Raw genomic sequence first — 12,073 nt, 5'->3', positions numbered from 1 at the left:
CGGTTGTCGAATTTCGAGCTGTCGACCAGCACGACCAGCTCGTCGGCCTGTCCGATCAGCTTCTGCTCGGCCTGGATCAGCAGCGGATCGGCCTCCATCAGCCCCAGCGGCCCGACGCCCTGCGCGCCCATGAACATGCGGCGGGCGTAGAAGTTCTTGGTCACGTCGTTCTCGAAGGGCGACAGGATGATGTTCTGCTCGCGGTAGATCGCGCCGCCCGAGAGCATGATCGTGTTCTTCGAGTTCTTCAGCAGGTGCTCGGCGATCGGGAAGCTGTTGGTGAAGATCTGCAGCCGCCGCGAGGCCAGCGGATGAACCATCTGGAAGGTGGTGGTGCCGCCATTGATGATGATCGGGTCGCCGTCCTCGCAGAGATCGACCGCGGCGCGGGCAATTGCGCGCTTCTGCTCGATCCTGATCGTTTCGTTGACGGAGAAGGGCCGGCCGGCCAGGCCGGGGAACTGGTTGGGATGCAGCGCCTCGGCCCCGCCGCGCACCCGGCGCAGCTTTTTCTGCATGTGGAGGGCCGCAATGTCGCGCCGGATCGTCGCCTCGGAGGCGCCTGTCAGTGCGCAGAGCTCGGACACCGTGACGACGGGCCGGTCCTGAACCGCTGATAGAATGATCCTGTGGCGTTCCTTTTCGTGCATTCCGTCCTCCCTCGAGGCTGAGATTGCGCCGCGACTCAATCACTGTCAATCAAAAACTGTCATTTCAATCATGCTGCAGCTGCATAATGACTGAACATGATCGAAAATGATTGACACGCCCGTGCCCGATGCGGCAGCGTTAGCGCAGACGTTCATGTTCCGGGATACCGGAGGAGAGGGAGGATCTCCAATGCTCATCGCGAATCCGCGGCTTGCGTCGCTCTGGGATGACGGCCGCGCTGCGGCCATGACCGAGCCGGAAAAGCTGCTCTACCGCTCGAATCTGCTGGGATCGGACAAGCGGATCACCAATTACGGCGGCGGCAACACCTCGGCGAAGGTGATGGAGCCCGACCCGCTGACCGGCGACGCGGCCGAGGTGCTGTGGGTCAAGGGATCGGGCGGCGATGTCGGCTCGATCAAGATGGACGGCTTCGCCACGCTCTACATGGAGAAGCTGCGCGCGCTGAAGGGCAAGTACCGCGGCGTCGCGTTCGAGGACGAGATGGTCGGCTACCTGCCGCACTGCACCTTCAACCTGAACCCGCGCGCCGCCTCGATCGACACGCCGCTGCATGCCTATGTCCCGAAACGCCATGTGGACCACATGCATCCCGACGCGATCATCGCGATTGCCGCGGCGAAGAATTCGAAGGAGCTGACGGCGCGCATCTTCGGCGACGAGATCGGCTGGCTGCCCTGGAAGAAGCCCGGCTACGAGCTGGGGCTGTGGCTGGAGAAATTCTGCCTCGAGAACCCCGATGCGAAGGGCGTGGTGCTGGAATCCCACGGGCTCTTCACCTGGGCGGATGACGCCAAGGAGTGCTACGAGCTGACGCTGGAGATCATCAACAAGGCCATCGCCTTCTTCGAGGAAGAGACGGCGGGCAAGGCGGTCTTCGGCGGGCCGGTCTGCGAGAGCCTCGCCCCCGCGGCGCGCCGCGACGTGGCCGCCCGGCTGATGCCCGCGATCCGCGGCATGGTCTCGGGGCTGCAGCCGATGGTCGGCCATTTCAACGACAGCGAGACCGTGCTCGACTTCGTCAACTCGGCCGAGCTGCGTCCGCTTGCCAGCCTGGGCACCTCCTGCCCGGACCATTTCCTGCGCACCAAGATCTGCCCGCTGGTCGTCGAATTCGACCCGGCGAAGGGCAACCTCGAGGAGGTGCTGGCCGGTCTGCCCGCGCAGGTCGAGGCCTATCGCGAGGGCTACGCCGCCTATTACGACCGCTGCAAGCATGCCGACAGCCCCGCGCTGCGCGACCCGAATGCGGTGGTCTACCTGGTGCCCGGCGTCGGCATGATCACCTTCGCCAAGGACAAGGCCACCGCGCGGATCTCGGGCGAGTTCTATGTCAACGCGATCAACGTGATGCGCGGCGCCTCGACGGTGTCGGAATATTGCGGCCTGCCCGAGCAGGAGGCCTTCGACATCGAGTACTGGCTTCTGGAAGAGGCCAAGCTGCAGCGCATGCCGAAGCCGAAATCGCTGGCCGGCAAGGTGGCGCTTGTCACCGGCGGGGCAGGCGGCATCGGCGCGGCCACGGCGGAGCGCTACCTGTCCGAGGGTGCCTGCGTGGTGCTGGCGGATATCAATGCCGACGCGCTCGACACCACGCTGGAGGCGCTGGCGGGCAAGTATTCCCGCGACGTGGTCCGCACCGTGGCGATGAATGTCACCGACGAGGCGGCCGTGGACGCGGCCTATGCCGAGGCGACAGTGGAATATGGCGGGATCGACATTCTGGTGTCGAATGCCGGCATCGCGTCTTCGGCACCGGTCGAGGAAACCTCGCTGGAGCTGTGGAACAGGAACATGTCGATCCTGTCGACGGGCTATTTCCTGGTCTCCCGCGCGGCGTTCAAGCTGATGCGCGCCCAGGGGATGGGCGGTTCCATCGTCTTCGTGGCGTCGAAGAACGGCCTTGCAGCCAGCCCGAACGCCTCGGCCTACTGCACGGCGAAGGCCTCGGAAATCCACCTGGCCCGCTGCCTGGCGCTGGAAGGCGCAGAGGCGGGGATCCGCGTGAACGTCGTCAATCCGGACGCGGTGCTGCGCGGCTCGAAGATCTGGGAGGGCGAGTGGCTGGAACAGCGCGCCTCGACCTACAAGACCGACAAGGAGGGGCTGGAGGAGATGTACCGCAACCGCTCCATGCTCAAGCGCAACGTCCTGCCCGAGGACATCGCCGAGGCGGCCTATTTCTTTGCTTCCGAGAAATCGGCAAAATCGACCGGCAACATCCTGAACGTGGATGCCGGCAACCAGCAGAGCTTCCCGAGGTAGGGCCATGATCGACAAGAGCATCATCCAGGCGGCCAACGAGAAGGCCGCAGACGGGCTGCGCGCGGATTACGAGGCGCTCGGCGCGCATCTGGACCGCCGCGGCATCGATATCGAGGCGGTGAAGGCCAAGGTCGCGGCATTCGGCGTCGCGGTGCCCTCCTGGGGCACGGGGACGGGGGGCACCCGCTTCGCCCGCTTCCCCGGCGCGGGCGAGCCGCGGCACATCTTCGACAAGCTCGACGATTGCGGCGTGATCCACAAGCTGACCGCGGCGACGCCGCAGGTCAGCCTGCACATCCCCTGGGACAAGGCCCCGGCGGCCGATCTGAAGGCCAAGGCCGAGGAGCACGGGCTGGGCTTCGCCTCGATGAATTCGAACACCTTCCAGGACCAGGAAGGGCAGGCGCTGAGCTACAAGTTCGGCTCGCTCAGCCATACCGATGCGGCGACCCGGGCGCAGGCGGTGGCGCATAACATCGAGACGATCGAGATTGGCCGCGAGATCGGCGCAAAGAGCCTGACCGTCTGGATCGGCGACGGCTCCAACTTCCCCGGCCAGTCGAACATGACCCGCCAGTTCGAGCGCTATCTCGCCTCGATGAAAGAGGTCTATGCCAAGCTGCCCGCCGACTGGCGGATCTATTCCGAGCACAAGATCTACGAGCCGGCCTTCTATTCCACCGTCGTGCAGGACTGGGGCACGAGCTACCTGATCGCGCAGGAGCTGGGCGAGAGGGCCTATTGCCTGGTCGATCTGGGTCATCATGCGCCGAACGTGAATATCGAGATGATCGTCGCCCGGCTGATCCAGTTCGGCAAGCTCGGCGGCTTCCATTTCAACGATTCGAAATACGGCGACGACGACCTGGATTCGGGCTCGGTCGATCCCTACCGGCTGTTCCTGGTCTTCAACGAACTGGTCGATGCCGAGGACAAGCCGGGGCTGATGCTCGAGCACATGATCGACCAGAGCCATAATGTCACCGATCCGGTGGAGAGCCTGATGGTCTCGGCGATGGAGATCCAGCGGGCCTATGCGCAGGCGCTTCTGGTCGACCGCGCGGCGCTGGAGGAGTTCCAGGAGGCCAATGACGCGCTGATGGCGACCTCGGCGCTGAAGGCGGGGTTCCGCACCGATGTCGAGCCGATCCTGGCGATGGCGCGGCTGGAGGCGGGCGGGGCGATCGACCCGGTGGCGACCTTCCGGCAGTCGGGCTACCGCGCGAAGGTCTCGGAAACCCGGCCGAAATCCGCCGTGACGGGCGGCGGGATCGTCTGAGGCCGGGGAGGCCCCGGGTCAGGCCCGGGGCGCCGCGGGATCAGATGCCGGAAAGCAGCGCGTCGACCGCGCGGGTGATCTCGTCGCGCATCGCGGCGAGGCTGCCCGCCCGCTCGCCGAGCTCGGCCAGGCTCAGCGTGGCGGCGAGCTGCGGCATCAGCAGGAACGCCCCTTCGGGCAGGGTGACGACCGGGTTCAGCCCGGCCAGCACCCGCTCCACCCGGCCGCGCGGCACCAGCGGGGCCACCACGCGGGTGCGCAGCCCGTCGAGCAGGTCGCTCTGCAGGATGACGACGAGCTGGCCGCCGGGCAGGCGGTAGAGGTCGTGCTGCGCCGCCATCTCAGAACTTGCGGTAGCCCGAGAGCGGCAGCCCGTCCTCTTCGGTCATGGCGTTGTAATCGGCGACCGCCCCGGCATTCGCGGCCTTCCACAGCCGCGCGCGCTCGGCGCGGATCGCGTCGCGCAGCCCCGCCTCGGCGGCCTGCGAGAGATTGATCCCGAGCGCGCGCGCCTCGTCGAGGACGCCGCGGTCGAGGGTCATGCTGGTCGATCTGCGCTGCACCTGGCCCATCGCGCTCCCTCCGCAAACATACCGTAAAACATACCGCAGGCGGGCCGGTCTGTCGAGCGGGCGCTGCGCCATGTTGCAATTATGGAATTTTTGTTCCAGATTTCCACCCTGGCGGAGCGGGCAATAGGGAGACGGCATGGCCAGCGAGAGCGGAACGGCGGAGGCGCCGCAGAGCGTCGAGGAATTCCGGGAACGGCTGCAGGCGGTCGGGCCGGGGCTGCCGCGCAGGATGCGCGACTGCGCCGCCTATCTGGAGCGAAATGCCGACCGGGTGGCGGTCTCCACCGTGGCGCAGCTGGCCGAAGGGGCGGGGGTCGCGCCCTCGGCGATGATGCGCTTCTGCCAGGTGCTGGGTTTCTCGGGCTTCTCCGAGATGCAGCGGATGTTCCGCGAGGCCTACAGCCCCGGCCTGCCGGACTACTCGACACGGCTCGGCCTATTGCGCGAGGAGGGGCGGGACAGCCCTTCGGCGCTGCTGGCGGAGTTTATCGAATCGGGGCGGACATCGCTTGAAAACCTGGCCGGGAGCATCGAGCCCGCGGCGCTGGAGGCGGCAGTGCGGGTGCTGACCGGCGCCGGGGTGATCCATCTGGCGGGGCTGCGCCGCGCCTTTCCGGTGGCGGCCTACCTGGCCTATGCCTTCGAGAAGATGGAGATCCCGGCGATGCTGCACGACCAGACCGGGCGGCTGGACCATCGCCACGCGATGCGCCCGGGCGACGCGCTCTTGGTCATCACCTTCGCGCCCTACACGCCGGAAACCGTCGCCATGGCCGAATCGGCGGCCGCGGCGGGGCTGCCGGTGGTGGCGATCACCGACACGGCGGGCGGGCCGCTCGCCAAGCCCGGGATCCTGCCGCTTTGCGTCACCGAAGCCGATTTCGGCGCCTTCCGGGCGCTTTCCGCCACGCTTTCGCTGGCCATCGCCCTTGCCGTCGCCATCGGCACGCGGCGGAATTCTGCGTGATTTGGAATTTTGGAGTTGATTTCTGACGTCGTGGAATGTTTATTCCATTTCGAGGAGAGGCCGCATGCCGCGGCCTGGGGAGGATAGTCGGCAGGACGGCGCGGGAGGCGTCTCCGGCCATGCACTCCCCCATGGAAGAGGCATGACATGAAGACGCTGGATGTCATCACCATCGGCCGCAGCTCGGTCGATCTTTACGGAACCCAGATTGGCGGCCGCCTGGAAGACATGGGGTCCTTCGACAAGTACATCGGCGGCTCGCCCACCAATATCGCCTGCGGCGCCTCGCGGCTGGGGCTGAAGACCGCCGTCATCACCAAGGTCGGCGACGAGCACATGGGCCGCTTCATCCGCGAGCAGCTGGCCCGCGAAGGGGTCGACACCACCGGCGTCATCACCGATCCGGAGCGCCTGACCGCGCTGGTCCTGCTGGGCATCCGCGACGAGGACCAGTTCCCGCTGATCTTCTACCGCGAGAACTGCGCCGACATGGGGCTGGCGCCCGAGGATATCGACGAGGAGTTCATCGCCTCGGCCCGCGCCGTCGTCGCCACCGGCACCCATCTGAGCCACCCGAAGGTCGAGGCGGCGACGCTGAAGGCGCTGGAGCTGGCGAAGGCGCACGGGTTGCGCACAGCGCTCGACATCGACTACCGGCCCAATCTCTGGGGGGTCGCTGGCCATGGCGACGGCGAGAGCCGCTTCGTCGAAAGCGCTGCGGTCACCGCCAAGCTCCTGTCGACGCTGCATCTCTTCGACCTGATCGTCGGCACGGAAGAGGAATTCCACATCGCCGGCGGCTCGACCGACACGCTCGAGGCGCTGCGGGCCGTGCGCGAGGTCTCGGGCGCGACGCTGGTCTGCAAGCGCGGCGCGCAGGGCGCCGTGGCGATCACCGGCGCGATCCCGGCGAGCCTTGACGACGGCGAGGCCGGGCCCGGCTTCCCGATCGAGGTCTTCAACGTGCTGGGCGCCGGCGACGGCTTCTTCTCGGGGCTGCTCAAGGGCTGGATGGCCGACGAGGACTGGCCGACCACGCTGAAATACGCCAATGCCTGCGGCGCCTTCGCGGTCAGCCGCCATGGCTGCACCCCGGCCTATCCGTCGGAGAAGGAACTGGACTTCTTCCTCGCCCGCGGCGTGATCCGCCCGGATCTGCGCAATGACGCGGAGCTGGAGCAGGTGCACTGGGCGACCAACCGCAAGGGCGACTGGTCCAATGTCCGCACCTTCGCCTTCGACCACCGCATGCAGCTCGAGGAGATGGAGGGCTACACGCCGGAGAAGGGCGGCGCCTTCAAGGAGCTCTGCCTGAAAGCGGCGCTGAAGGTGCAGGGCGGGGCGCGGGGCTACGGCATCCTCTGTGACAACCGCATCGGCCGCAAGGCGCTGCACGCCGCATCCGGCACCGGGCTGTGGATCGGCCGTCCGACCGAGCTGCCGGGCTCGCGCCCGATCGAGTTCGAGCCCGAGCTTGGCGTCGATTTCGGCCAGTTCCGGGAATGGGCGCGGGAGAACGTGGTGAAGCTGCTGGTCTTCTGCCATCCGTCGGACAGCGCCGAGACCCGCGCGCTGCAGGAGGAGCGGGTCAAGCGGATCTTCACCGCCGCGCGCCGCAACAACCTGGAATTCCTGCTGGAAGTCATCCCCTCCAAGGTGGCGCCGACCGATGACACCACCACGGCGACGCTGATCCGGCAGTTCTACGCGGCCGGGGTCTATCCCGACTGGTGGAAGCTCGAGCCGCTGAAGACCGCGCAGGCCTGGTCCAATGCCGTCGAGGCCATCGAGGAGAACGATCCGAACACCCGCGGCATCGTCGTGCTGGGGCTCGACGCGCCCGAGGCCGAGCTGGCCGCGAGCTTCGAGGTTGCGGCCGGGTTCGATCTGGTCAAGGGGTTTGCCGTCGGCCGGACGATCTTCGGCGACGCGGCCCGCGCCTGGCTGAAGGGCGAGATGGACGACACGGCCGCCATCGAGATGATGGCCGCCCGCTACGAGAGGCTCTGCGGCATCTGGGACGGGGCCCGCGCAAGCGCTGCCTGCGAGGCCGCGGAATGAGCCCGAAGGACGTGACCGCGCCCGTGACGCGCGACAGCAAGACCGCCCCGGGAACGGGCGAGGGAGGAAACGGAATGGGGAACACGATCCGCCTGACGGCAGCCCAGGCACTGGTGCGCTGGCTGTCGGTGCAGCAGACCGAAGAGGGCGAGCGCTTCATCGAGGGCGTCTGGGCCATCTTCGGCCATGGCAACGTGGCCGGCCTCGGCGAGGCGCTGCACGGGATCGGCGACGCGCTGCCGACCTGGCGCGGCCAGAACGAGCAGACGATGGCGCATGCCGCCATCGCCTATGCCAAGACGCTGAAGCGCCAGAAGGCGATGGCCGTCACCTCCTCGATCGGGCCGGGCTCGACCAACATGGTGACCGCCGCCGCGCTGGCGCATGTCAACCGGCTGCCCGTGCTCTTCCTCTGCGGCGATGTCTTCGCCAACCGCCGGCCCGACCCGGTGCTGCAGCAGATCGAGGATTTCGACGACGGCACGGTCTCGGCGAATGACTGCTTCAAGCCGGTCAGCCGCTATTTCGACCGCATCTCCCGCCCCGAGCACATCATGACCGCGCTGCCGCGCGCCATGCGCACGATGACCGACCCGGTCGATTGCGGTCCGGTGACGCTGGCCTTCTGCCAGGACGTCCAGGCCGAGGCCTTCGACTATCCGGTCTCCTTCTTCGAGCCCAAGGTCTGGCGCACGCGCCGGCTTTCGCCCGATCCGGTCGAGGTCGAGGCCGCCGTCGCCGCGATCAAGGCCGCGGAATGCCCGGTCATCATCTCGGGCGGCGGGGTGATCTATTCCCGGGCCGAGGCCGAGCTTGCCGCCTTCGCCCAGGCCCATGGTATCCCCTTCGCCGAGACCCAGGCCGGCAAGGGCGCCAATGCCGCGTCGCATCCGATGAATTTCGGCTCGCCCGGCGTCACCGGCTCTGCCTGCGCCAACGAGCTCTGCGCCAAGGCCGACCTCATCATCGGCATCGGCACGCGGTTCCAGGACTTCACCACCGGCTCCTGGACGACCTTCGACAATCCGGCGCGCAAGCTGATCTCGGTGAACATCCACGGCTATGACGCCGCCAAGCACGGCGCGATCCCGGTCGTGGGCGATGCCAGGACGGTGCTCGCCGCGCTGGCCGAGGGGCTGGGCGGCAAGACCTTCGGCGCCTTCTCGGCGCAGTCGCGCCTGGACTGGCAGGCGGCGGTGGCCCGCGTCACCGGCGCGCCCGAGGCCGACACGCCCGACTACCTGCCGACCGACGCCCAGGTGATCGGCGCGGTGCAGCGGGTTTCCACCGAGGATACGGTGGTGATGTGCGCGGCCGGGACCATGCCCGGGGCGCTGCAGGTGCTGTGGCAGCCCGCCCAGGGCGGCTACCACATGGAATACGGCTATTCCTGCATGGGCTACGAAGTGGCCGGCGCCATGGGCATCGCGCTGGCGGCGCCCGGCAAGGAGGTCATCTGCATGGTCGGCGACGGCTCCTACATGATGGCGAATTCGGAACTGGCCACCGCGGTGATGCGCAAGATCCCCTTCACCATCGTGCTGACCGACAACCGCGGCTACGGCTGCATCAACCGGCTGCAGATCGAATGCGGCGGGGCCGAGTTCAACAACATGTACAAGGACTGCAATGTCGAGACGCAGCCCGAGATCGACTTCGTGATGCATGCCCGCTCGATGGGCGCCCATGCCGAGAAGGCCGCGACCATTGCCGAGCTGGAGGCGAAGATCGCCGAGGCGCGCGGCCGCGACATTCCCAGCGTGATCCTGATCGACACCGATGCCGTGCCCGGCACCGGGGCGGGCGGCGCCTGGTGGGACGTGGCCGTGCCGCAGGCCGGCGGCCCCGAGCGGCTGGAGAAGGCCCGCGGCAAGTACACCGAGAACGCCGCGCGCCAGCGCGTCTTCGACTGATCCGGCCGGGACCGGCCCTGCCGCCGGTCCCGCCTCCGAGCTACTTCAGGGCGGCGCCGCTCTCTCCTACTCCTCCCTTACTGGCGCCGCCTCTTTTCTTCCAACCGGTCGCGCGACCCGCTAGACAGATCCCATGTTCGACCTGAACCATCCCTTCTTCCGTCCGTTGTGGCGGCGCGTGCTCGTCACCGCCTTCTGCCTCGGCTGGGCGGTGTTCGAGCTGGCAATGGGCAATCCGCTCTGGGCGCTGCTGACAGGCGCCCTGGGGCTCTATTGCGGCTACGGGTTCTTCGTGACCTTCGATCCGAGAGACGACCCATGAGCGAACTTCTCTGCAAGCCCTTCGGCACCCGCGGCAAGGTGCACCAGATCACCCCCGAAAGCGCGCGCTGGCGCTATGTCGGCTTCTCGCTCTACAAGCTGCGCGCGGGCGACAGGGCCGCCGAGGCCACCGGCGACCGCGAGGTGATCCTGGTCATGGTCGAGGGCAAGGCCGCCGTCACCGCCGCGGGCCAGGACTGGGGCGTGCTGGGCGAGCGGATGAACGTCTTCGAGAAGACGCCGCCGCACTGCCTCTACGTGCCCAACGGCCAGGACTGGGAGGCCGTGGCCGAGACCGACTGCACCATCGCGGTCTGCTCGGCGCCCGGACAATCGGGCCACGAGGCGCGCCGGATCGGTCCGGACGGCATCAGCCTGACCACCCGCGGCAAGGGCACCAACACCCGCCACATCAACAATATCGCCATGGAGAACGAGGATTACTGCGACAGCCTCCTCGTGACCGAGGTCTTCACCCCGGCGGGCCACTGGTCGAGCTATCCCAGCCACCGCCATGACGAGGACGACTTCCCGCGGATCACCTATCTCGAAGAGACCTACTACCACCGGATCAATCCGGCCGAGGGCTTCGGCATCCAGCGGGTCTATACCGAGGACGGCACGCTGGACGAGACCATGGCGGTCGCGGATGGCGACGTGGTGCTGGTGCCGCGCGGCCACCATCCCTGCGGCGCGCCCTACGGCTTCGAGATGTACTACCTGAACGTCATGGCGGGCCCGCTGCGCAAATGGCGCTTCGTCGCCCATCCGGCCGTCGTTCCGATCATGGAGCGCGACGCCTGAGTCGCCTTCCGGAGGGCTGAAACCGCATGCGGGGCAAATCACCTCCGCGCGATGCCCAAAGGACTTGCAGACCGGCGCGGACCCGCCTATCAGCGGTTGTCCGCGCCTTTTTGTTCAGAAACAGCGGGTTCCCCCACCATATCCCGGACGGCACACATGATCTCGTGGCGAAGAGCCGCCCGACATGCCTATTTTGCGGCATTCCCGATGGACCGTGCCGGCCAAATGCGCTAGCGTCTCCGGAAAGCGCCGCACAAGACCGGCGCATCAGGCAGCACAAGCACAGGCATTGGATCGGGCGTGAACTCAGCAGTCACATCGGACACAACCGCCGCCGACCCAGTCGCGACGGTCAAGCCATTCCAGATCAGGGGCCGGTTCTTCACGGCGGTGGCCCTGCGCCTCGCCGGAGACGCGGACCAGGATTTCTACAAGGCGCTGGACGCCGAACTGATGCGCATGCCGCATTTCTTCGACCATGCGCCTTTCGTCATCGACCTCGAGCAGGTCCATCAGAGCATCACCGATGACTCCCTGAACGCCCTGATCGAGGGGCTGAAGCGGCGCAAGCTGTCGGTCTTCGGCGTGCAGAACGGCAATGCGGCGCAGACCGAGACGGCCAAGCGGGCCGGGCTCCTGTCCCTGCCGGGCGGGCGCGACGCGCCGCTCGACCGGGTCGAGACGCAGCGCCGCGAAGCGCAGCGCATGGTCGCCGAGCGCAAGGGCAAGTCCGCGGCCGCCGCGGCAGAGCCCGCCGCCGAGCCGGCCGCGGCGCCGGCGGCGAAATCGGCCAGCGTCATCGTCACCGAGCCGGTGCGCTCGGGCCAGAAGATCTATGCCGACCGCGGCGACCTGGTGGTCGTCTCCTCGGTCTCCAACGGCGCCGAGCTGGTGGCCGCGGGCAATATCCATGTCTACGGCACGCTGCGCGGCCGGGCGCTGGCGGGGGTCAATGGCGACACCTCGGCGCGGATCTTCTGCCAGAGCCTCGATGCCGACCTGGTCGCCGTTGCCGGGCTCTACCTGACCTATGACGACTATGCGCGGGAGCATCTGAAGAAGCCCGTGCAGGTCTTTCTCGAAGACGACAAGCTGCGCGTGGACGCGTTGAGATAAGCATGAGCGAAAAGGGATCATCCGTGGCCAAGATCATCGTTGTCACCTCCGGCAAGGGCGGTGTGGGCAAGACCACCTCCTCGGCCGCCATCGGCGCGGGGCT

Annotated in this window: 11 protein-coding genes; 8 read left to right on the top strand and 3 right to left on the bottom strand. The window is 67.5% G+C overall.

Annotation, left to right across the window (positions count from 1 at the left end; genetic code table 11):
* On the bottom strand, positions 1–650 hold a 650-nt coding region (locus FGX59_RS34470), incomplete at its 3' end, for a DeoR/GlpR family DNA-binding transcription regulator (protein ID WP_138472965.1).
* A gap of 190 nt (positions 651–840) precedes the next feature.
* Between FGX59_RS34470 and FGX59_RS34465 the strand changes: the two genes are divergently transcribed.
* Both FGX59_RS34465 and rhaI read left to right on the top strand, forming a co-directional pair.
* The gene (locus FGX59_RS34465) at positions 841–2,937 is read left to right on the top strand and encodes a bifunctional rhamnulose-1-phosphate aldolase/short-chain dehydrogenase (protein WP_138472963.1); all 2,097 of its coding nucleotides are present in this window, start codon (positions 841–843) and stop codon (positions 2,935–2,937) included.
* Between the two features lie 4 nt (positions 2,938–2,941).
* Entirely contained in the window at positions 2,942–4,216 is a 1,275-nt protein-coding gene (gene rhaI, locus FGX59_RS34460; protein WP_138472961.1) for an L-rhamnose catabolism isomerase, read from the top strand.
* Positions 4,217–4,256: 40 nt separating this feature from the next.
* Here the strand turns inward: rhaI and FGX59_RS34455 are convergent, their stop codons facing one another.
* Together FGX59_RS34455 and FGX59_RS34450 are read right to left on the bottom strand one after the other, a co-directional pair.
* Positions 4,257–4,556: a CcdB family protein gene (locus tag FGX59_RS34455; RefSeq protein WP_138472959.1), complete on the bottom strand. Its 300-nt coding sequence runs from the start codon at positions 4,554–4,556 to the stop codon at positions 4,257–4,259.
* 1 nt (position 4,557) lies between these two features.
* The gene (locus FGX59_RS34450; RefSeq protein WP_138472957.1) at positions 4,558–4,788 is read right to left on the bottom strand and encodes a type II toxin-antitoxin system CcdA family antitoxin; all 231 of its coding nucleotides are present in this window, start codon (positions 4,786–4,788) and stop codon (positions 4,558–4,560) included.
* Between the two features lie 136 nt (positions 4,789–4,924).
* On the opposite strand from FGX59_RS34450, the gene FGX59_RS34445 reads away from it, so the two are divergent.
* From FGX59_RS34445 to minC, 6 genes are all read left to right on the top strand, one after another.
* A complete protein-coding gene (locus tag FGX59_RS34445; RefSeq protein WP_138472955.1) occupies positions 4,925–5,755 on the top strand; it encodes a MurR/RpiR family transcriptional regulator in 831 nt (276 codons plus the stop codon).
* A gap of 147 nt (positions 5,756–5,902) precedes the next feature.
* A complete protein-coding gene (gene iolC / locus FGX59_RS34440; RefSeq protein ID WP_138472953.1) occupies positions 5,903–7,816 on the top strand; it encodes a 5-dehydro-2-deoxygluconokinase in 1,914 nt (637 codons plus the stop codon).
* A 74-nt stretch (positions 7,817–7,890) separates the two neighbouring features.
* Positions 7,891–9,729, top strand: a complete 1,839-nt coding sequence (iolD, locus tag FGX59_RS34435; RefSeq protein WP_138472967.1) for a 3D-(3,5/4)-trihydroxycyclohexane-1,2-dione acylhydrolase (decyclizing) — start codon at positions 7,891–7,893, stop codon at positions 9,727–9,729.
* A 133-nt stretch (positions 9,730–9,862) separates the two neighbouring features.
* Complete coding sequence (locus FGX59_RS34430) at positions 9,863–10,051, top strand: hypothetical protein (protein WP_138472951.1); 189 nt, start codon at positions 9,863–9,865, stop codon at positions 10,049–10,051.
* Positions 10,048–10,854: a 5-deoxy-glucuronate isomerase gene (gene iolB, locus FGX59_RS34425; RefSeq protein WP_138472949.1), complete on the top strand. Its 807-nt coding sequence runs from the start codon at positions 10,048–10,050 to the stop codon at positions 10,852–10,854. The genes FGX59_RS34430 and iolB overlap by 4 nt, the downstream gene beginning before the upstream one ends.
* A gap of 300 nt (positions 10,855–11,154) precedes the next feature.
* On the top strand, positions 11,155–11,970 hold the full coding sequence (minC, locus tag FGX59_RS34420; RefSeq protein WP_138472947.1) for a septum site-determining protein MinC: 816 nt from the start codon (positions 11,155–11,157) through the stop codon (positions 11,968–11,970).
* Positions 11,971–12,073: the final 103 nt, after the last annotated feature.

This window comes from Poseidonocella sp. HB161398, from assembly GCF_005870025.1.
In the GTDB taxonomy this organism is placed as follows: Bacteria; Pseudomonadota; Alphaproteobacteria; order Rhodobacterales; family Rhodobacteraceae; genus Mangrovicoccus.
The sequence above is the reverse complement of the archived record's forward strand: the minus strand, read 5'-3'. Positions and strand labels throughout refer to the sequence as shown.